Source organism: Bacillus andreraoultii (genome assembly GCF_001244735.1).
GTDB lineage: Bacteria > Bacillota > Bacilli > Bacillales > Caldibacillaceae > Caldifermentibacillus > Caldifermentibacillus andreraoultii.
The window spans coordinates 249,631-269,004 of record NZ_LN868935.1; the positions used below are offsets into that span (position 1 = coordinate 249,631).

Consider the following 19,374-nt stretch of genomic DNA (forward strand, 5'->3'; position numbering starts at 1 on the left):
TAATAATCAGTTAGATTATAACACCCATATATTTAATATACAACTGAAATTGCTATCAAAAATAAGTGGATGTTCTTATTCGAAAATCCACCTTATTAATGGATGTACAACCCACTGAAAGAAGCTTCACTTTCTGAACATCTAAATCTCATCATTTGTAAATCGTAAAAATTCATTTAAAACGAGAGCACTGGCCCCAATGATTCCACTATCTTTGCCAATACTTGGGTGAATTAGGTGAAAAGAGTGATTAAGCGGAGCCCACACATATTTATTTGTTAAGGTTTCAACATCTTTCACTAAGATAGGATAGTCTTGAACCATTGGGCCTGCCAGCAAAACTCCTTTAGGATTATACATGCAAATCACATTGGCAATTGCTACACAAAGATAATTACGCGCCCGATCAATCAAGTTCAGCGCCCATCCTTCCTTTCTTTCATAAGCTGCAAAAACCTCAGTAATTGACTTTTGTGATTGCTTTTCAATTTCAGATGAACACACATAGGTCTGCAGACACCCTAGTCTTCCACAATCACACATGGCACCATTTGGATCCATTGTTATATGTCCAATTTCACCGAGAGTATTGAGATGTCCGCGTAAAATTTCACCGTTCACCATCACGGCACCACCTACTCCGCTCCCGATGTAAATACAAACTGAATCATGAAAATCAGTCATATTTCCAAATAAACTTTCTGCTAATAGAACCGTTCGAACATGATTGTCAACATAAACAATATAATCAATCTTTTCTTCCAAGTAGGCTTTTACTTGAACATTTTCCCAGCGAAACTGTGGAACGATGAGGGCTTCCCCTTCTGGCCACGAAATAAGGCCAGGAATACTAATCCCAACTGCGATAATCTTATCAGCAATCTTTTGATTAACCTGTTCTGTTAATTTGGAAATTTCATTGGCAATTCGGTCAAGGACCCTTTCCGCTTCTTCGTTGGCGTTAAATTTCAAGTACCTTTTCTCCAGCACTCTTCCGTTTAAAGCGACAATGCCAATTTTAATCGCATTCAAATCCACTTCTACCCCAATGATGTAAGAACCATTTGGATTTATTTCCAATAAGGTTGCGCGTCTTCCATGCTCTCCTTCTATTTGTCCGACTTCAATAACCAACCCATCATTAATCAATTCTTTAATAATTTTTCCAACACTTGTATGACTCATCTGTGTTAAATGTGCTAGTTGAGTCCTTGAAATTCGCTTATGTTTTTGAATTAAACTTAAAAGCATAAAATAATGATATTTTCTTATCCGCCCTTGATCATATTTCAAATTAAATGTAGACATACACGTCTCCCCTTAAAGATAAAGCTTTTATTAAACTAAGTTTAAATAATGTATAAAAATAGTATATACCTTTCTAGTCGTTGTCACAATTGAAGGTGGGACCAAATAATATTATATACTCAAAATCTCATTGCGGTAAGTATTATTGCTATATTTAGAAGCTAAGAAATAAAGAACTTGGGGGAATTTGGGCGTCTAGAAGCGCTATAGACGACCTTTTTGTTTTGAAATTCGGGGAAACGGTCATCTAGAAGTGCTATAGATGCCCCTTTTGATTAAAAATCCGAGTAAACATTCGTCTAGAAGAGCTATAGATGCCCCTTTTGATTAAAAATCCGAGTAAACATTCGTCTAGAAGAGCTATTGATGCCCTTTCAAGATAATGAGGGACCCGCCCCCTTAACTGCTGAATAGCGTATAGTAGCTGTGATGACTCTTCATTATTTAAATTCGATTCATCCGTCAAGTTTGTTAATATTTCATCACTTAATGGAATGACATTGTCCCTTTTCTTTATCACCTGTACCGAGCAGCGAATTACAATTCTGGTGAGCCTAGTCGTAAAATACTCCGGATTTCTTAATGAATGGATGGATTTATAAGCCTGATAGGTTGCCTCCTGAACTACATCCAATGTACATAAAGATAGGCTGTCCGGTAGATTCTTTCATAGTGATGTTGAACTAACTTTTCAAAAGCATCTTTGTTACCTTTAATTGCTTTTTTTACTGATCGGTGGATTTCCTCTTCCATCAATTTTCCCCCCTTCACCTATTAGTGGACGCTACCATCAATAAAAGTTTCAACCTATGAAAATATTTTTATATCATGCAAATAATTCCTGAACCAAAAATAAACAGAAACCATTCTGAGTTTCTGCTAGCTATTTTTTAAACTTTACAATTCTTAAACTAAGAATTTATGTAAAAGTACTTTTTGAGCTAACCCCATTTGTTGAGAGAACATCATTCACAAAATGTAAATTCATTTTAGCATATAAAGTGCCTCGTCATTATTCTTCAGGTTACAATTCACTTTCACTTCATTCTTTACAGCCTTCAAAAAACAACGATTCACCCGATTTTATCTAAAATGAATTGACAAAATTAGCAAAACTGTTTATTCTGTATATATACAGTTATAACGGAGAAAGAGATGTCTATTGTGAATATTATTATTTCAAATTCATTGAATGAACCTATTTATTTACAGATTATTAATCAAATTAAAAGTCAAATTCTTAGCGGTCAGTTACAAGAAGGTGAACCTCTGCCTTCGATTAGAAGTTTAGCAAAAGAATTACAAGTTAGTGTTATTACTACGAAAAGGGCTTACGATGAGTTGGAAGCTGAGCAGTTTATTGTAACAATAGCTGGGAAAGGATCCTACGTAGCTCCAATTAATGCTGAAATTTTAATAGAAAACAAGAAAAAAATGATTGAAAAAAAACTAAATGAAGCACTATCAGAGGCAAAGTTAATTGGAATGTCACTGGAGGAAATAAAGGAAACTCTAGATATCTTATATGAAGGGTGATAGATAATGGAAAAAATACTCGAACTCATCAATGTATCTAAACAATATAAGGACTTTTCATTAAAAAATATTAATATCAGCCTAAATAAAGGGTTTGTTATGGGTTTTATTGGACCCAATGGGGCTGGAAAAAGTTCAACAATTAAACTCATCATGAACCTAGTAAGAAAAGATAGTGGAGAAATAAAGGTATTTGGCCTAGACCATGTAAAGGATGAACTTATAATTAAAGATCGAATCGGATTTGTTTATGATGAAAATCATTTCTATGAAGACTTAACGATTCAGGAAATGAAAAACATGATTCGTCCTTTTTATAAAAATTGGGATGAACAAGTTTTTTTTAAATATGTAAAAGATTTTAACCTGCCAATAAAAAAACAAATGAAACAATTATCTAAAGGGATGAAGATGAAATTTTCATTAGCAATTGCCTTGTCACACCACGCTGAACTGTTAATCATGGATGAACCAACATCAGGTCTAGACCCCTTAGTTCGCAGTGAATTATTAAATATTTTACGTTCACTAATGGAAGATGAAAACAAAGCTATTTTTTTCTCAACTCATATCACTTCTGATTTAGAAAAAATAGCAGACTACATCACGATTATAAACAATGGGGAAATTATCTTGACTAAATCAAAGGACGATCTATTAGAACAATACTGCATCGTGAAAGGAACTAAAGAATTTCTCAAAACAAATTCAAACCTCTCCTTTGTTGGTATTGAAGAAAACAAATTCGGCTTTAAAGCGTTACATCATGATAAAGAAACATTAATCAGGCAACTTGGAAATCAAGTGATTATTGAAAAATCGACATTAGAAGAAATATTACTATATACTACCAAGGGAGGTAATTATCATGTACCAACTCATTAAAAAGGATATTATATTACAAAAGAAAAACTTAGTAATCTATTTGTTATTAATTCTCTTTTTTTCATTTTGGATGTCTAGCATAGGCTCTACTGGCTTAACCTACAGTATATTTGCTGTTAGTTATTTACTAGCCATGAATGCAACAGCTTTTGAGGAAAAAAATAATAGTGACATCATATTACTAAGCTTGCCAATTCGAAAGCAGAAGATCGTATTAGCTAAATATATTTCTGTCTATGTTTATATAGCTATCGCGACACTCGCAAATTTTTCTATATATATTTTGACAAACTTACTAAGTATCCCTTTCCAAGTACTTCCCTTTACGTTTGAAGGGATTATCCTAGCGTCAGTAGGAGTAACATTATTATGCTCAATTACTTTTCCACTCGTATTTAAATTAGGATATAATCAGTCGAAAATGTTCAATAATGTTTTATTCTTTTTAACAGTTTTTGTAGCTGCCTTGATGACAGACAAACTTATATTAAGTATCCACTTTCCTTTTCAAAGACAGTTATTACAGTTCTTCAGTAAACGTACAGAACTTGAAATTATCATCCTACTCTTGGTCCCTGTATTGTTTCTATTTATTATTTCATTTTTTTCATCGTTGAGATTTTATAAAAGAAGAGAATTTTAAACAAATCAATCCAATTTCTTTATTGAGAGCTCATCTCTGACCCAGAATTAGCCTGACGAACGCGAAAAACGGCCTATAGAACACATCTGTGAACCAGAAATAGCTTAGCGAACATGAAAAGCGGCTTATCGAACACGTCTATGAACCGGAAATAACGTGACGAACGCAAAGAACGGCTTATCGAACGTGTCTATAAACCAAAAACTAGAGGTAGATTGCGAAATGCAAGCTGAAAAACTAGATTCTTTTCAAAAAGAGCGAGGAGTCAATTTATCCTGTTACGTCCATAATTTTGATTCATTCATATAAGTTACCCTAAATTGACTTCTCCCATCCCTAAAGGGGTGCTATTGCACCGTAATGGGTTTTCTCGTTCGGAAAAGCTATAATTTAGAGCTTTACTTAACGCTTTTTTCTTTCAAAATTCATATTCATCTAGAAAATCAAGGTTAGCTAGATCTATGTTCAGTCTCCTTAGTTGCTTGATGAGTATTTCTGGTTTCACAATTCCATTTTCTTGATCTATTGTTGGATAATCATCTGGAAAACGAACAACGGCACCATCCTTAATCCATTGCTTCCGGTACAATTGAAAAATCGCCTCTTTCATTTCAATTGGTGCAACTATGTAACCTAAATCCACATCATGATCTTCACTATATCCATACTCAAACCCACAACATTCACAAATGTTATATGAAGGATTGAATTTCTCATCATATGGCTCCTCATCTAAACCATCATATCCACAGATCGGACAAATATAAGTTTTCATTTTATTTCACCTACCTATTGATTACCGTATACCTTCTAGCTTATTTCTTCCACTCTTTTTGACCATATTTCGACTTAAAAGGTATTTTTATAGAAACATTGCCTGTCCTTACTAAGATAAGAAATAAAATGATGGAGTCCTATCAAAAATATCAATTTAATTACCAAATGATAAACATCGGGATGTTCCTTTGTAGTCTTAGAAAATTAGCCCAATGTTTCAATAATCCTATGTATCAGAAACTGCATAAAAGTCAAGCCTCGAAAAAAAGCATGCGTTCTTGTATATTTGTATCTAAAGACATGATATATGAATTAAATCCCTTTGAAAGTAGGTATGTGTCGTGAAGATTGAAACACCTAATATCCCTGAAAATCTAACGGAAAGAAAATTTACAGATATTTATTATGAAGAAGATCCAGAGTTTGAAATGTGCCTCATTACAGATTCTCAATTTGATAATGAGTCCATAGATCGATTAAGACTTTATCAAACCGTTATCAAAAACTGCATGTTTGCCAATACAAACTTTAGCCGAATGGATCTTACTGATGTGCACTTTGAAAATTGTGATTTATCTAATGCTAATTTATCTAATGCCTCTATGAATCGAGTTGAATTTATTAATTGTAAGTTACTAGGCAGCAACCTAACAAATTCTTATATCGGTAATACAAGATTTGAGGAGTCAAATCTTAATATGGTTATGTTCGGTAACTCAAAACTTGAAAAGGTTATTTTTGATGATACTACGTTAGAAAGCGCTGACCTTTTTGACTGTAAGCTCAAAAAAGTAGATTTTCTCTCATGTAATCTTAATGGAGCAAACTTTGAAGATACATCATTAAAAGGTATTGATATAAGCACATCTCATTTTGATTCTTTAACTGTCGCAATAGAAAACTTAAAAGGATGCAAAGTATCAACGTCTCAAGCGATACAATTTGCTTCGTTATTGGGACTAAAAATTCAGCGTTAACTTTTAAATAATCGGGCGTCTATATCTCTTCTAGATGACCGTTTTTTCCTTTTTCATCGATAATGCATAAACCTGTGTTGCGAATCCCATGAATAGTATGCGTTGACAGCGATGATCATTTTCAACTCTTAGTCCATAAGTCATTGGTTCTGTACGGGATATTCAACAATAAACGTCATCCATCCGTCTTTAAACTCTGCTCGAATAGAGCCTTGATGGAGTTCAACAATTCTTTTTGAAATCGCAAGTCCTAGACCAGTTCCTCTATTATTCATCCTTGCTTTATCACCTGTAAAAAAACGTTCAAACAACATATTTATATCTTCTGTTGGAGGCTTTTCGACTTTATTTGAAATTTTCGATACTGCCATATCCCCTTCATTAACAAGACTTACTTGTAATTCTGATGGCTTTATGCTGTATTTTATCGCATTCATAAAAAGATTTTCATATACTCGAACCATCTTTTCCACATCAATTTCTACTATGATTTCCTCTTCTGATATGCTTTTCTCAATACTTAACTTTTCGTTTTCAAAAATGGGGATGTACTCTCCAATCATCTGTTCTAATAGACTAGCCAAATCAATTTTACTAAAGTTAAGTTTTACATCAGGACTTGTCAAGCGTGTATATTCAAATAGTTCATCAATTAGTACTCCAAGCCTTTTGGATTTTGAATGGGTTGTTTCAAGGTAATCATGCAATTGTTCCTTATCAGAATATTGTCCTTTTCTTAATAAGTCTAAATATCCAATAATTGAAGTTAATGGGGAACGTAAATCATGAGACACATTGGTAATGAGTTCGTTTTTTGCCTTTTCCAACTGCCTTTCATACTCAAATTTGTTTCCCAACTCTATTGACATTAAATTGATATTATTTACAAGTTTAGTTATTTCATCATTTCCCTTTATTTCTATGGTCATACCCAATTTGCCATTTGCAATATCATTAACACTCTCTGTAATCATTTTTAGGTAGAGTATTTTTCTTCGCACCATAAAAAAGAATGTTACAATGAACGATAGGATAACGAATGTAATTAATATAAATAAGATTATATAATATGTTGCTACACTTGACTCAACAATGTATTTGACATTAATAAACGAAATAATAAACCGTGAAAAGCAAACCAGTGCAACGATTGATGCAAGAAAACTTACCGTAATTGCTACGAGGAGTTTAAAAATTAGTGTGTTTTTAAACTTAGGACTCCTCATATTTTATAACCAACTCCCCAAACAGTTTTAATATAGATAGGATGCTTGGGATCTTCTTCAATCTTCTCTCTTAATTTTGTGATATGAACCATAACGGTATTATCAGACTTAAAGAAATCTTCCTTCCAAACAGCTTCATAAATGTTGCTCACACTCATGACAACCCCTTTATTACGTGCAAGGAGTTCAAGAATATCAAATTCCTTTGGTGTTAGCCTTATATCCTTATCTGCTACTTGCACCTGACGTGTATCTGTATTGATGCTTAAGTTCCCAATTTCAATGATACTTTTGTCAAAATCAGCCTCTGTATTGTATTTTTTATACCGTCTAAGCTGTGATTTTACTCTTGCAACTAACTCTAACGGATTAAAGGGTTTCGTCATATAATCATCTGCACCAGAAGCCAGGCCATGGATTTTGTCCATATCCTCCGATTTTGCTGAAAGCATGATGATTGGCATTTGGCGTTCTTCTCTTATCTTCATACAGGCTTCAAGGCCATCCATTTTCGGCATCATAACGTCTAAAATAACAAGGTCAAATTCATGAGCCTTTAATTGTTTTAAGGCTTCAAGAGCATCTTCAGCCTTTTGAATCTGGAATCCTTCATTTTCTAAATATATAGCTATGAGATTTCTTATTTCTTTATCATCATCAACAATTAAAATTTTCGTATTCAATCTAGTCACAACCTTTTCCATATTCATTCTTACAATTAAGTACAAAAGCAGGTGGTATGTTTCTGTACTCATGACTAATATCAATTTGATTAAAGAATTGGCTAATAACTGATTTCTTTAACAGCGTATATTGAAAAGTAATAAATTTTCCGTTATTCCCTAATATTTCTTTCGTTTTAAACAAAATATCGTCTGAAACGTTCTTTGGCAAACTGGTAAAAGGCAACCCAGATATAACATAATCTACATAAGGAATTCTATATTCTTTTACATATCTATCAATATTCTCGGCTGAACCTTTAATAATGATAATGTTACTCTCATTCTTATATTTTTCTTTTAAAAACTGATAAAATTCCTCATTACTCTCAATCAACATCACAATTGTATCGAGGTTTCTATATTCCATAATTTTATCAGTGAAAACGCCTGTTCCAGGACCATATTCAACAATATATTTTGCACTTTGAAAGTGTACACCACTTAGCATTTTATCAGCAAGAAATCCTGAACTTGGATAAACAGCTCCAATTTTCCTCGGATTACATACATATTGACGTAAAAACATTTTTGCTATCATTTTCCACCACTCCATAGATATATATTTGTATATTAAGAATAAAATATATATCTTAAGAAACAGTGATAGAAATTCTTAAGAATTCTTAAGATTTATCCGGCTAAATTTTATCATAAAAACTTATCTTGAGAACAATATGGTCACTATTCTCCTCTATTTTCCCCAAATTGAACATCCTACACTGGTGGAAAGTCTTTTTATATCCCTGTACAAGTAGACAATCCGTAAAAAGCAGTAAATAACTAAATCGACCTCCCAAAACAATCACATCCTTTTAGGTGTTTGCACAATCATTCGCTTACCAAAAACATTTACCCAATTTGTATCATTAATAAAAGAGTCCATTTCGGTAACAAGGTAAACAATATCAAAATCCTGAACTATATCTTTAGGAACATTCAGATTCGTTCTTGATCCATTCATTTCCACAGCATGAATTTGTTCATCTTGCTCTGCTACTCCCAAAATTAACTCCATTATGCCTGTTCTGTTCTCATTTATTTGTCGCCTCTATTTCAAGTTCTGTTGATAATAAATAATTCAAGTTTTACAACTACTAACTTTCTCACTTCGTATAAATCATATAAAATTGTGTACGCTAAAATACATATGGAAAGGAGAGATAAAAAAATGATTGTTCCCTTCGTTCGAATAGGTTTCATCTTATCTTGGCTAACTGTTTGTTTTATTCCTAAAAGAACAGTTAAAAGATTCCTACCTGCCTCTACAATGTCCGCATTATTAGTTATGACCACTGTTTTTATTGGAACACATTTTAACTCTTGGGAAGTAAAAGGAAGTACAAAAACAAGAATTTATAACATTTTAAGTATCATTTTAGGCCCATTCTCAGTAGGAACATTATGGATTTTACATTTAACTTTTGGGAAGTTTCGGTTATATTTGTTGATTAATTTCCTTCAAAATTTACTCTATGCTTTTCCGATATTAGCGTTTTTAGATAAAATTAACTTCATAAAATATGTAAAATTCACGCGATTTCATCATATGATTGCAGCAATGTCATTTGCCATAATTATATATGGTTTTCAGTCATTTCTTGAGAAACCTTTTTCAACATGCTTGCAATTTTTAAAAAAATAAGCTCTCTGAATGGAGAGCTTTATAAAGGTAATAATTCAGCTAAACAACTCGCTGAATCAGTTCTACTGAATTATTCTTAGGTGAATTCACTTTATTCGATACTTCATATGCAATCATTTTAGATGCTGTAAAAGGTACTAATAAAGATTTTAATTGGTCCCTATCCTGATTTCGTGGGTTTAGCCATTCTTTTTGATGTTCTTTTGACAATATAGCCGGCATACGATGATGAATTTCTGCCATCAATTCATTTGATGCTGTAGTCAAAATTATACAAGTATGGATCCTTTCACCTGTTGGCGCAATCCAGCTGTCCCATAAGCCAGCAACTCCAAACAAGGAATCATCTTTCATTTTTATAAGCATCGGTGTCTTTAATAGCCCATCACGTTTCCATTCATAAAAAGCATTCATTGGAATAATACAACGTCTCTGGTAAAAGGATTTCTTGAAGCTCGGCTTTTCATCAACCGTTTCCGACCTTGCATTGATCATTTTTGATGCCATCTTTTCATCCTTTGCCCACGAAGGAATAAGTCCCCACCTTAAGAAACCCATCCGATTTTTTGTTCCATCATTAATAACAGATACGATACGATGGGTGGGTGCGATATTATAGCTTTCCTTATAATCCGCTTCATTAAATATTTTCTGTATATCAAACTCACTAATCAAATTCTCGTAAGTAGCAAATAACGTGAAACGTCCACACATCGAATTCACCTCATTTTTAAAATTCTATTCTATCTAGTCAAATAACGGTTTCAATAGACGAAAGGAAGAGGTACGAAGATATAACAACTTAGGCTAGAAATCGTATATAAAAACGCATGGACGATAAAATTCATGCGTTTTGAAGTATCTATATACTTGTTTTTCAAAAATCAACTCAAAATATCATTATAAATAGGCATAGATACTACTCGGGATAAAAGATAATGATGTAAAATCTAACTAGCTCTTCTGTTGAATTGATATAAATATGTTCCGTATTCGCATTAAATTTTATCATTTCGTCAGGATTTAATTCAAACTTCTCCCCTTGAATATCAAGCGTAAGAGTCCCTCGTTGCATAAGTACATACTCCTCGCCAGTATGCTTTTCAGCTATATGTCTAAACCTGGGTTTTAATTCTACAGTGAAAATTTCAAACTTTTTTTCTGGATGAAACGGGAAGATTGAATATACTAGATAATTTCCATCATCGTCAATGACTGGACTCAATTCATTCCTATTTATCTTTTCAATTTGCGGCTTATCCACCTCTTTTAAAAATGCTGAAAAGGAGACTTGCAACCCATTTGCAATTTTCCAAAGGGTGGTGACTGTTGGATTTGATTTCCCATTTTCAATTTGGGCTAACATAGATTTACTAACCCCAGTCAGTTCCGACACGTTATCCAGGCTCAAACCTCGCTCTTTTCTCATTTTAGCGAGATTATTCGCTATAACCTCTTGAATGAATTCCATAAAAAATCTCCTTGACTCTTTTTTGTATTCATTATAACATATATGCTAACAACATAACAGACGGGAGTTTAATATAACAGACAAAGGGATGGTGTCTCAATGAATGAATTAGCAAACGAAATAAATAGGAGTGAAAATCTCTCTACATTTTCTCAAGGGGTAAAAGATTGCATTCCAACATTAATCGGTTACATTAGTATAGGGGTTGCAATGGGGATTGTTGGAGCATCATCCAATCTAAGCATATTAGAAGTTGCCCTTTTATCGGCACTTGTTTATGCTGGTGCATCTCAATTTATTATTTGCGCCTTGATTGTATCAGGAAGTCCTTTTTCAGTTATTGTATTTACAACTTTCATTGTGAATTTACGACATCTTTTATTAAGTATGACATTAGCTCCTCACTTTACGAATTATTCTTTAATGAAAAATATCGGGATTGGGGCTCTTTTAACAGATGAATCATTCGGTGTTGCTGCTAATAAGATGGCTAGAAGAGAAATGATTCATGCGAGTTGGATGAACGGGTTAAATTTAACAGCTTATATTTTTTGGATTTTATCTTGTACATTAGGTGCCGTCTTTGGCAAATGGATTTCAAATCCAGAAGTTTTAGGATTGGATTTTTCTTTAACGGCCATGTTTCTCGCATTACTTGTTTTGCAGTTGGAGAGTATGGATCATAGTAAATTAAAATTATATCTATCGCTCATTGTATATGTCGTTTTATTCATGTTAGTTTTCTGTATGTTTGTTCCTTCATATATTGCAATTCTCTTATCAACAATTATTGTTGCAACGATCGGGGTGGTGAAAGACAAATGAGTTTGAATGTATCTATTTTATTCATCATTATAGGTGGTGCTATTGTAACTTTTATTCCGAGAGTTGCACCATTTATCGTTATTAGGAATATAGGGCTCCCGAAAATTGTAATCAAATGGCTTTCATATATCCCTATTTGTATTTTTACTGCACTTATTGTTGATAGCTTTATCATCCAAGACCATTCATTACTATCCATTGATTGGAAAGCTCTTGCCGCTATTGTACCAACACTTATCATAGCCTTATGGACAAAAAGCTTGTCAGTTACAGTTATTGTAGGAATTATTTCTATGGCTGCTGTTAGATTTGTATTTTAATAAAGTAAGGCTGAAAGACCACTGTAATGGTGGTCTATTTTTACGTCTTGAATAAAAAGATGCCTGTACCCTTATCACCTGTTGCAAACTACAGCTTTATATTACTTTAACAATTTTGTCATAATAAAATCCGTTTGTTCTTCATCACCCATATAAAACGAGTGTGCTCCAGTTTGGGCAAATCCCATTTTCTTATAAAAGGCAATGGCATTATCATTTTTTTCCCAAACCCCTAACCAAATTTTCTCTTTATTTTGCTCCAACGCAATTTCCACAGCTTTATTTAGCAAATATTTGCCAAGCCCAAGTTTTTGAAATTTATTCTTTATATAAATCCGCTCAATTTCAAGTGATTCATTACCCATTTCTTCCGACTGAGCATCACCCGTATTGATTTTCAAATATCCTGCCACCTCGTGATTAAAGTAAACAAAATAGAAATGCGAAGAATCATTAGATAATTCTTTTTCTAATTGTTGTAAGTTAAATGCCTTTTCTAAATAGGCATTCATATTTTCTAGTGAATTCTGATGCTTAAATGTCTCATTAAATGTTTCATAGCTGATTTCTTGAAGCATGTGTAAATCTTCAAGGGTACACTTTTTTATATTTATTTTCATTTTCATATTTACTCCCTTTGTCTTTTATCAATAATTTCTCTTATTCCCTTTTTTCACAAACTCCCAGTCTATTTCTATATTTTTTCTAACCTTTTGAAGAAGATGAAAAAGAGTATCTACTTCTTCTTCAGACAATCCAGATAATGCGACCATATTGGAATAATCATTTTCTCGTTTGATGAAAGGATAAACACTTTGCCCTTTTTCTGTTGGAAAGAGTCTTTTAATTTTTTTATTGTGGCAATCGTCTCTCTTTTCAATAAATCCTTTCATCTCAAGTTTCTTTATCGCTCGAGATGCGGTTGTTCGGTCTACCTTTATCATCTCTGCCAATTTTTCCTGAATCATTCCTGGATTTTCACATATCCGAACAAGGTATAAATACTGTCCTTTTGTGAGATTATATTCCTTAAATTCGATATTGCTGATAGAATCCAAAGCCCTTGCTATCATTCCAACTTCACGAAGTATTTCCTTCATCATTGCAACTCCACCAGTTCGTTGTATTTACCAATACTACAAAATCATATTATAATTTTTTTGTTGCATTTACAACAAAAAAATACGACCTAATGAAAAAAATTCAAAGTACATGAATACATGAATATTAATCTAATTATTCAGTAAATTATAACATAGAAATCCTTAGTAACCATTAGACAGAATAGTAAGAGAAAACTGTAAAAAAATGTTAAAATTATCCTCTTTAATTCAACCGAGGTGAGTGTTTTTGAAAAATTTTATTGTTTATGTTGTTGGGGTGGTTCTAATGATTGCAAGTAGTAAAATCGCAACAAATTATTTTGTAGGTTTAACAATATATTAGATACTATTTCCCCTAGCAATCGATACAGACGGCTAAGGGAAAGCTTATACCAGATTTATTTATTCAAAGTCTTTACTCAAAATATCAACACGCTCTTCAAAAGATACTTCACGATGTATTTCATGTAACATCCATACATACCCATTACTATCGGAAAACATCGCATTTGAAATACCCATTTTCTCTATTCTTGTAACAGCCTGAATTTCCTTTGCATTGGCGGACATAGCTCTTTCATATGTCTCTTGAATATTTGGCACCACTATATTAAACCAGAAAGATTGCGTGTCCCCTTCTTTTGGTGCAAATAATTGATATTCAGGATTTTCATCAAGCATATGGAAACGTGTACCATAAATTTTGAATACGACTTCATTATTCCCAGTCTTAAAATTTGTCTCTTCTACTACTTCTACATCAAAAATTGATTTGTACTGCTCCAATGCGGCTTTACAGTCCTTTACAACAAAATCAAATTCTACACCATTAACCATTTGACACACTCCAATTTTAGATTTTAAATAATTTGAATGAATAAAACAGATGCTAAGATAAGATTCATCTTAAGTCACAAGTGCTAACATTTTCTTGCTGAAACAATTAGCATCATGGGACGGCGCATTTCATCCTGCATTCCCGGAATATCCATCATGTTTTCTGGTGGCTGTGGCTCCACAATCTGATTTACTATAAAACCATTTGAAAGCAATGTATTTAGATATGTAGTCAGTGTTCTATGATATTTTGTAACCTTTTCTCCCAAAAATACAGCTGTCCGTTTTCCCTCATAATAATAATTGTCCACCGGGAAATGGAGTATTTCTCCTTTTTCGTTATAATGCCAGTCTTGTGTTCCGTAAGAAGTAAAAACTGGGTGTTCAACCGTAAAAACTAGACTACCCCCAGCCTTCAGCATTTTATATATCTTTTTAATTAACATCCCGTAATCCGCTACATAATGAAACGCAAGAGAACTTAATATTACATCAAAACTCTCCACTGGAAAATCAACATCTTCTATAGCACAGCATTTATATTCAATCTGCGGAAAGTGAGTTTTTTCTTTTGCTACTTCCAGCATTTTATGAGAAATATCAACACCTACAACAGAAGAAGCACCATGTTCCATCGCATATATACAGTGCCATCCAAATCCACATCCTAAATCAAGCACACGCCTACCCTTAAAATCCGGCAACAATCTTTTCAAAGTCTCCCATTCTCCCGCACCAGCCAGTCCTTTTTGGGAGCGACTCATTTGACTGTATTTTTGAAAAAATATATCATCATCATATTTGTTTTCTTTCATTTAAATCCTCCTCGCTCCAAAAGTTATTTATCTATCCACAGCCAAAAATATGAAAGGGATAAGTTGTAATTCCATTCATGCTATGATTTGTACCATTCATAATAAATAATTCGTTCATCTGACTCAGTAAGACTCTTAACATTTGCAATCCTTGCTTTTTGTTTTAACATATTTTCACCCTTTCATGTAAATATCTTTTAGTTATAGTAACAGCTCGAGGTTCTACAAACATAAATGAATATCTTTCGTACAAATATTATTACAAAATGCATCATCATGCTCCACAAACAATAGTGTTGGACAATATTCCAAAATCATTTTTTCAATTTGGATACGTGAAAAAATATCAATATAGTTCAATGGCTCATCCCATATATACAAATGTGCGCTTTCACAAAGGCTTTTAGCAATTAATACTTTCTTTTTCTGACCAGCACTGAAGTCATCCATGTTCTTATCAAACTGTTCTCTAGTAAAATCTAGTTTACGAAGAATCGTTTTAAATAAAGTTTCATCAATCTTATTATTATCGGCAAACTCAGATAGATTACCTTTTAAATATGAAGTATCCTGCGAAATATAAGAAACCTTCAGACCACTTGCTAACATTAAACTTCCAGTGAATTTAATATGATCTCCATGAATCAATTTTAGGATACTAGACTTACCACTCCCATTTTTCCCGATAATGGCAACTCTATCACCAATATTGACTCTGAAATTAAGATTGCTGCATACTTCTTTATCCCCATAATACAATGATAAATCATTCGATTCGATCAGACACTCTTTGTGAAAATCAAGTGGCGAAATTTTTAAGTCGTCATATTCTTCAATGTTGTGAAGCAGTTCGGATTTTTGTGAAATAGCTTCCTGTTGTCTTGACTCAATATTTTTGGCTCGTTTCATTGCTTTTGCTGACTTATGTCCAACATAACCCTTATCCAGCTTTGAACCAGAATTTGTTGTACCAGTTTTGCTCTTTTCTACTTTATTTGCCCAGTTTGAACTACGTTTTGCTGCAGAAGACAATCTTCCTATTTCTTTAAGAAGTTTCTTGTTTTCTGCCAGTTCAAAGTTATCTTGTAACGTTTTATTCTCCCACCAAGAAGTAAAATTTCCTTTTTGGATTTCGATATTCGTTTTATTGATAGATAGTATATGGTCAACACATTGATCGAGCAAACTTCTATCATGAGATACCAAAATAAACCCCTTCTTACGTTTCAAGTAGTTTTTCACTACATTACGTGCATCCATGTCAAGATGATTTGTAGGCTCATCAATAAGTAGGAAACAACTTGATGTAAGAAATAAAGCTGCAAGAAGGACTTTTGTTTGCTCACCATTTGATAGTGTATGAAACGGGCGATATAAAACATCTTCTTGAACATCAAGCAATGATATTTCACGAAAAATCTCCCAATCCATACATTCTGGACAAATACTCTTCATTACTTCAATTGTATATTGGCTCTTATCTTCCACATCATAAGGAAAATACTCAAATTTAACTGAAGAACTTATATTGCCAGAATACGCATATTTGCCAAGCAGTAAATTTAAGAAAGTAGTTTTACCGCGCCCGTTTCTTCCAATAAACCCGAGTTTCCAATCTGTGTCTATCTGGAAACTTACATTTTCAAAAATATTGTCATAACTTCCTTCATATGAAAAAGTTAGATTTGATACATTTATTAAAGACATATATTTCTTCCTCCTTTACATTATAAAAATTTTATAAGCAAAGTCGGCTGGATTTCGGTAATCATTACTCTATAATGTTACCCAACTTTGCATGGATTTTAACAAGAATGACATCGTATCACTGTCTATCACGTTGATCTTCCTTTCTTTTACAAATATTAAAAGCCGCAAGAAAGTAAATTCTTACGGCTCAAAAACAAATACGATTAGACCTTTTATTATATATTAGGTTATTGTAATGTATGATTGAGTGTAGAATATTTAACTTTCTTGCAATTTGCATAACAAAACAAACGGTTCTATCGCCGTTTCCTTTAACAACTTATTTTATTATGCACCATATAATTAGCAAGAAAGGTTATACATTCTTCCACCTCCAATTCGTTTAATTGTATCATATTGTCTTCAAAAACCCAATAACTTAACCGTTTTACAAAATATGCAAACGATTGTAAACACATCTATCGACTAGATATGGAAAAACCAACGATTAGGAATAAAGTTCGTGGTATTACAACAAACGAGGAACTTGATAGTTTTTCTACACAGATGCTGACCGAGGAGTGTTAGACGAGTAACCATTGGAAATATTGAAAATGGAAATTATACCCCCTACTTTAAAACTAGCATTCGATATTTCAAAATTTTAAAGGTGTCTGTTGAAGAGTATTAAGATAACTGCGGGATTGATCCGAAACAGGATTATTGTCCCTTTTGTTGAACTTCTTATTGTGTTAAAGGGAAAGTTAGCTTATAAAAGCTCTATATTCATTCAATCCCTATCTGACTCCATGACACTATTGTTAAAAACAAACAAGCCATCAACTGGAATTTGTTTGCATAAATAATAAGTCAGATCAACATCCCCAACCGTCACTCCACCACAAAGTGATCCCCTGAAATGAAAAGATTTTCCTTCCACATCAGTAATGGTCATCCGCCACGTTCCTATATCAGTAGCATCGTAATTCAGCTGATTACTATCTATGAACTGTGAAAAAAGAGACAGTATTTCTTTTGCTACTGGTTTACCAATTGCTAACTGCTGTTTTCTACAAATCTTATATTTGCCGTATCCATTAGCATACTTATATGCTGTAAACCATCCCCTGCCACTTGCAGATATAGTCAAATGTTGTTCAACTTCATCTTCAGGCAACGATTCCAAACCAAAGGAAATATTATTGGATACAATCCTTACATTTTGTATCTGCAATTGGAACACCCCCTATGCTATCCTTTTTTTAGCTGGCAATCGGCTTCTGAATATTCGTGCCACATTTCTTTCGGTGTCATTATTATCCCATACTGGTTTTTCACATATTCTTGGAAAGTAAAAAGTCTAACAACAAGCTCTATGTATTCTTTATCTCCAAAAGGAGTAAGTAACGATTTAAGTTGTTTGTCTGGACGAACGTAACTATTTGTTCCTCTATCAAGTTAGATTTTCTTTCTAATTCTCTTGTTTTCTTAAAAAACCTCAAACACCTATCGAAAGGAAAGTCTAAAAGCTGATACCTTTTGAAGACGGTGGAGTTATCATGCATACGGACTCTATTTAATTTAAATTCAGAATTTCCCCTTTCCACCTCTCGAATGAAAAAAGCACCTCACACGGGAAGTGCATTGCTGGAATCTCAAAACCTTATTTCCTTTTCATTTCCGCTGCAATTTTCTCTATTTCTTTTCTCGATAAGCCAGTCGCTTTTTCGATTAAACGATACTCCATACCTTGTTTTATCAAATTGATTGCAACTTGTTTTATACCTTTTCTATTCCTTGTTTTAGCCCCTGTTTTTTACCTTCTTCTATCCCTTTTTCGATACCCTGTTTTAGCCCCTGTTTTTTACCTTCTTCTATTAATTGTTCAGCTATTGTCATCACAACATCTCTCCCTTCTGGATAATTCGTTTCAATTTCCTTCATCATATCCACCACTTCCGACTTCGTTAAGTTTCTTCCAGCGCTAAATATATATCTAAGTAGAGTTTCAACGTAACGAATCCCAGTTTGGTGATCCTCTAATTCCCGCAAGTATTTTACAGCCCTATTAATGGTAGTAAACAAATCTATACTATCCTTAGTGAAGATATCTCGTAATGTCGTTAATATAATTTGAAGCTGGGCCTCTCCTTTTATATCCTCATCTTTATATTTTGAAAGATCATAAAGCAAGTATTCAAAGTTCGGAACAAGCCGCTGAATATTTGGTGTAAGTCCTTCATATCCCTGTATTATTTCCCCTAAACTCAATCCAATATTCCAATCTTTTTGACCGTGATAAATGACTAAAGGAATAACAATTGGAAGCTCATTGCTCTTTTCCTTTTCACTTTTTGCCTCCCATATTTCTATTATATATTTTAACAGTTGAAGAGCGGTTTTATGATAAATATAGGTATCCTTCATTGCCACAAATATTTACCTTAAAAAGTAAATCCGAAAAGTTTTCTTTCAATTTTTCATTAATAAAACGATCCTTTTCTGGTTCAAGAGTGTTGACATCAATCATCTCCATTATACTTTCTGGCAAATAATTAGTTAAAAAATCCTTCGTGACCGTCACATCTCCAAAGG

The 19,374-nt window shown here is 33.2% G+C and carries 25 protein-coding genes; 7 read left to right on the forward strand and 18 right to left on the reverse strand.

All coding sequences use genetic code 11. From position 1 onward, the window contains the following. Positions 1 to 141: 141 nt before the first annotated feature. The 3 genes from BN2144_RS01505 to BN2144_RS20545 all read right to left on the reverse strand — a co-directional run bounded on the left by BN2144_RS01505 (position 142) and on the right by BN2144_RS20545 (position 2,061). Complete coding sequence (locus BN2144_RS01505; protein WP_033826583.1) at positions 142 to 1,308, reverse strand: ROK family transcriptional regulator; 1,167 nt, start codon at positions 1,306 to 1,308, stop codon at positions 142 to 144. A 256-nt stretch (positions 1,309 to 1,564) separates the two neighbouring features. After that, positions 1,565 to 1,828: a hypothetical protein gene (locus tag BN2144_RS20200; RefSeq protein ID WP_139017836.1), complete on the reverse strand. Its 264-nt coding sequence runs from the start codon at positions 1,826 to 1,828 to the stop codon at positions 1,565 to 1,567. A gap of 104 nt (positions 1,829 to 1,932) precedes the next feature. Further along, positions 1,933 to 2,061: a hypothetical protein gene (locus tag BN2144_RS20545; protein ID WP_268258017.1), complete on the reverse strand. Its 129-nt coding sequence runs from the start codon at positions 2,059 to 2,061 to the stop codon at positions 1,933 to 1,935. A gap of 411 nt (positions 2,062 to 2,472) precedes the next feature. On the opposite strand from BN2144_RS20545, the gene BN2144_RS01510 reads away from it, so the two are divergent. From BN2144_RS01510 to BN2144_RS01520, 3 genes are read left to right on the forward strand one after another with little or no spacing between them, the layout of a single operon-like run. Beyond that, complete coding sequence (locus tag BN2144_RS01510; protein ID WP_033826584.1) at positions 2,473 to 2,844, forward strand: GntR family transcriptional regulator; 372 nt, start codon at positions 2,473 to 2,475, stop codon at positions 2,842 to 2,844. A 15-nt stretch (positions 2,845 to 2,859) separates the two neighbouring features. Further along, positions 2,860 to 3,729 (forward strand): ABC transporter ATP-binding protein, encoded by an 870-nt coding sequence (locus BN2144_RS01515; RefSeq protein ID WP_222860074.1) that lies wholly within the window; start codon positions 2,860 to 2,862, stop codon positions 3,727 to 3,729. After that, on the forward strand, positions 3,713 to 4,372 hold the full coding sequence (locus BN2144_RS01520; protein ID WP_033826586.1) for an ABC-2 transporter permease: 660 nt from the start codon (positions 3,713 to 3,715) through the stop codon (positions 4,370 to 4,372). The genes BN2144_RS01515 and BN2144_RS01520 overlap by 17 nt, the downstream gene beginning before the upstream one ends. Before the next feature lie 418 nt (positions 4,373 to 4,790). On the opposite strand, the gene BN2144_RS01525 is transcribed toward BN2144_RS01520, so the two are convergent. Next, complete coding sequence (locus BN2144_RS01525) at positions 4,791 to 5,147, reverse strand: hypothetical protein (protein ID WP_033826587.1); 357 nt, start codon at positions 5,145 to 5,147, stop codon at positions 4,791 to 4,793. Between the two features lie 343 nt (positions 5,148 to 5,490). Between BN2144_RS01525 and BN2144_RS01530 the strand changes: the two genes are divergently transcribed. Beyond that, a complete protein-coding gene (locus BN2144_RS01530) occupies positions 5,491 to 6,126 on the forward strand; it encodes a pentapeptide repeat-containing protein (protein WP_033826588.1) in 636 nt (211 codons plus the stop codon). Between the two features lie 140 nt (positions 6,127 to 6,266). Here the strand turns inward: BN2144_RS01530 and BN2144_RS01535 are convergent, their stop codons facing one another. The 4 genes from BN2144_RS01535 to BN2144_RS01550 all read right to left on the reverse strand — a co-directional run bounded on the left by BN2144_RS01535 (position 6,267) and on the right by BN2144_RS01550 (position 9,092). Next, a complete protein-coding gene (locus BN2144_RS01535; RefSeq protein ID WP_033826589.1) occupies positions 6,267 to 7,352 on the reverse strand; it encodes a sensor histidine kinase in 1,086 nt (361 codons plus the stop codon). Continuing rightward, entirely contained in the window at positions 7,349 to 8,035 is a 687-nt protein-coding gene (locus BN2144_RS01540) for a response regulator transcription factor (protein WP_033826590.1), read from the reverse strand. Before BN2144_RS01540 ends, BN2144_RS01535 begins: the two co-directional genes overlap by 4 nt. A gap of 1 nt (position 8,036) precedes the next feature. Next, the gene (locus BN2144_RS01545) at positions 8,037 to 8,615 is read right to left on the reverse strand and encodes a class I SAM-dependent methyltransferase (protein WP_033826591.1); all 579 of its coding nucleotides are present in this window, start codon (positions 8,613 to 8,615) and stop codon (positions 8,037 to 8,039) included. A 264-nt stretch (positions 8,616 to 8,879) separates the two neighbouring features. Further along, the gene (locus BN2144_RS01550) at positions 8,880 to 9,092 is read right to left on the reverse strand and encodes an aminoglycoside 6-adenylyltransferase (RefSeq protein ID WP_075047782.1); all 213 of its coding nucleotides are present in this window, start codon (positions 9,090 to 9,092) and stop codon (positions 8,880 to 8,882) included. A 153-nt stretch (positions 9,093 to 9,245) separates the two neighbouring features. Between BN2144_RS01550 and BN2144_RS01555 the strand changes: the two genes are divergently transcribed. Next, a complete protein-coding gene (locus BN2144_RS01555) occupies positions 9,246 to 9,719 on the forward strand; it encodes a hypothetical protein (RefSeq protein WP_042337427.1) in 474 nt (157 codons plus the stop codon). Between the two features lie 39 nt (positions 9,720 to 9,758). Here BN2144_RS01555 and BN2144_RS01560 read toward each other — a convergent pair whose 3' ends face one another. Both BN2144_RS01560 and BN2144_RS01565 read right to left on the reverse strand, forming a co-directional pair. Next, positions 9,759 to 10,433, reverse strand: a complete 675-nt coding sequence (locus tag BN2144_RS01560; RefSeq protein ID WP_033826593.1) for an SOS response-associated peptidase — start codon at positions 10,431 to 10,433, stop codon at positions 9,759 to 9,761. A gap of 205 nt (positions 10,434 to 10,638) precedes the next feature. Beyond that, positions 10,639 to 11,190, reverse strand: coding sequence for a helix-turn-helix domain-containing protein (locus BN2144_RS01565; protein ID WP_033826594.1), 552 nt, complete (start codon positions 11,188 to 11,190; stop codon positions 10,639 to 10,641). A 99-nt stretch (positions 11,191 to 11,289) separates the two neighbouring features. Between BN2144_RS01565 and BN2144_RS01570 the strand changes: the two genes are divergently transcribed. Together BN2144_RS01570 and BN2144_RS01575 are read left to right on the forward strand one after the other, a co-directional pair. Further along, complete coding sequence (locus tag BN2144_RS01570; RefSeq protein WP_033826595.1) at positions 11,290 to 12,015, forward strand: AzlC family ABC transporter permease; 726 nt, start codon at positions 11,290 to 11,292, stop codon at positions 12,013 to 12,015. Continuing rightward, the gene (locus tag BN2144_RS01575) at positions 12,012 to 12,335 is read left to right on the forward strand and encodes an AzlD domain-containing protein (RefSeq protein ID WP_033826596.1); all 324 of its coding nucleotides are present in this window, start codon (positions 12,012 to 12,014) and stop codon (positions 12,333 to 12,335) included. Before BN2144_RS01570 ends, BN2144_RS01575 begins: the two co-directional genes overlap by 4 nt. A 101-nt stretch (positions 12,336 to 12,436) precedes the next feature. Here BN2144_RS01575 and BN2144_RS01580 read toward each other — a convergent pair whose 3' ends face one another. The 8 genes from BN2144_RS01580 to BN2144_RS20550 all read right to left on the reverse strand — a co-directional run. Continuing rightward, the gene (locus BN2144_RS01580; RefSeq protein WP_033826635.1) at positions 12,437 to 12,955 is read right to left on the reverse strand and encodes a spermidine/spermine N(1)-acetyltransferase; all 519 of its coding nucleotides are present in this window, start codon (positions 12,953 to 12,955) and stop codon (positions 12,437 to 12,439) included. 27 nt (positions 12,956 to 12,982) lie between these two features. After that, positions 12,983 to 13,435, reverse strand: coding sequence for a MarR family winged helix-turn-helix transcriptional regulator (locus tag BN2144_RS01585; RefSeq protein WP_033826636.1), 453 nt, complete (start codon positions 13,433 to 13,435; stop codon positions 12,983 to 12,985). Between the two features lie 405 nt (positions 13,436 to 13,840). Continuing rightward, positions 13,841 to 14,275 carry a VOC family protein gene (locus BN2144_RS01590; protein WP_033826597.1) on the reverse strand — a complete coding sequence of 145 codons (435 nt, stop codon included), beginning with the start codon at positions 14,273 to 14,275 and terminating at the stop codon, positions 13,841 to 13,843. Positions 14,276 to 14,358: 83 nt separating this feature from the next. Continuing rightward, positions 14,359 to 15,090, reverse strand: coding sequence for a class I SAM-dependent methyltransferase (locus tag BN2144_RS01595; RefSeq protein WP_033826598.1), 732 nt, complete (start codon positions 15,088 to 15,090; stop codon positions 14,359 to 14,361). A 222-nt stretch (positions 15,091 to 15,312) separates the two neighbouring features. Then, positions 15,313 to 16,797 (reverse strand): ABC-F type ribosomal protection protein Lsa(E), encoded by a 1,485-nt coding sequence (gene lsa(E), locus BN2144_RS01600; protein ID WP_033826599.1) that lies wholly within the window; start codon positions 16,795 to 16,797, stop codon positions 15,313 to 15,315. 772 nt (positions 16,798 to 17,569) lie between these two features. Further along, positions 17,570 to 18,013 (reverse strand): hypothetical protein, encoded by a 444-nt coding sequence (locus tag BN2144_RS01605; RefSeq protein WP_033826600.1) that lies wholly within the window; start codon positions 18,011 to 18,013, stop codon positions 17,570 to 17,572. A gap of 545 nt (positions 18,014 to 18,558) precedes the next feature. After that, positions 18,559 to 19,206, reverse strand: coding sequence for an Rpn family recombination-promoting nuclease/putative transposase (locus BN2144_RS20205; RefSeq protein WP_075984863.1), 648 nt, complete (start codon positions 19,204 to 19,206; stop codon positions 18,559 to 18,561). Further along, positions 19,181 to 19,374 (reverse strand): Rpn family recombination-promoting nuclease/putative transposase (locus tag BN2144_RS20550; RefSeq protein ID WP_222860065.1); only part of this gene is annotated, 194 nt, incomplete at its 5' end. The genes BN2144_RS20205 and BN2144_RS20550, both read right to left, overlap by 26 nt.

Excerpts from the sequence above, each read along its gene's own strand:
- BN2144_RS01595 (WP_033826598.1), bottom strand. The coding sequence starts at position 15,090 with ATGAAAGAAAACAAATATGATGATGATATATTTTTTCAAAAATACAGT.
- BN2144_RS20205 (WP_075984863.1), bottom strand. The coding sequence starts at position 19,206 with ATGAAGGATACCTATATTTATCATAAAACCGCTCTTCAACTGTTAAAA.
- BN2144_RS01580 (WP_033826635.1), bottom strand. The coding sequence starts at position 12,955 with ATGAAAATAAATATAAAAAAGTGTACCCTTGAAGATTTACACATGCTT.
- BN2144_RS01550 (WP_075047782.1), bottom strand. The coding sequence starts at position 9,092 with ATGGAGTTAATTTTGGGAGTAGCAGAGCAAGATGAACAAATTCATGCT.
- BN2144_RS01585 (WP_033826636.1), bottom strand. The coding sequence starts at position 13,435 with ATGAAGGAAATACTTCGTGAAGTTGGAATGATAGCAAGGGCTTTGGAT.
- BN2144_RS01565 (WP_033826594.1), bottom strand. The coding sequence starts at position 11,190 with ATGGAATTCATTCAAGAGGTTATAGCGAATAATCTCGCTAAAATGAGA.
- BN2144_RS01570 (WP_033826595.1), top strand. The coding sequence starts at position 11,290 with ATGAATGAATTAGCAAACGAAATAAATAGGAGTGAAAATCTCTCTACA.
- BN2144_RS20545 (WP_268258017.1), bottom strand. The coding sequence starts at position 2,061 with ATGGAAGAGGAAATCCACCGATCAGTAAAAAAAGCAATTAAAGGTAAC.
- BN2144_RS01575 (WP_033826596.1), top strand. The coding sequence starts at position 12,012 with ATGAGTTTGAATGTATCTATTTTATTCATCATTATAGGTGGTGCTATT.
- BN2144_RS01590 (WP_033826597.1), bottom strand. The coding sequence starts at position 14,275 with ATGGTTAATGGTGTAGAATTTGATTTTGTTGTAAAGGACTGTAAAGCC.
- BN2144_RS01555 (WP_042337427.1), top strand. The coding sequence starts at position 9,246 with ATGATTGTTCCCTTCGTTCGAATAGGTTTCATCTTATCTTGGCTAACT.
- BN2144_RS01520 (WP_033826586.1), top strand. The coding sequence starts at position 3,713 with ATGTACCAACTCATTAAAAAGGATATTATATTACAAAAGAAAAACTTA.
- BN2144_RS01535 (WP_033826589.1), bottom strand. The coding sequence starts at position 7,352 with ATGAGGAGTCCTAAGTTTAAAAACACACTAATTTTTAAACTCCTCGTA.
- BN2144_RS01525 (WP_033826587.1), bottom strand. The coding sequence starts at position 5,147 with ATGAAAACTTATATTTGTCCGATCTGTGGATATGATGGTTTAGATGAG.
- BN2144_RS01505 (WP_033826583.1), bottom strand. The coding sequence starts at position 1,308 with ATGTCTACATTTAATTTGAAATATGATCAAGGGCGGATAAGAAAATAT.
- BN2144_RS01560 (WP_033826593.1), bottom strand. The coding sequence starts at position 10,433 with ATGTGTGGACGTTTCACGTTATTTGCTACTTACGAGAATTTGATTAGT.
- BN2144_RS01545 (WP_033826591.1), bottom strand. The coding sequence starts at position 8,615 with ATGATAGCAAAAATGTTTTTACGTCAATATGTATGTAATCCGAGGAAA.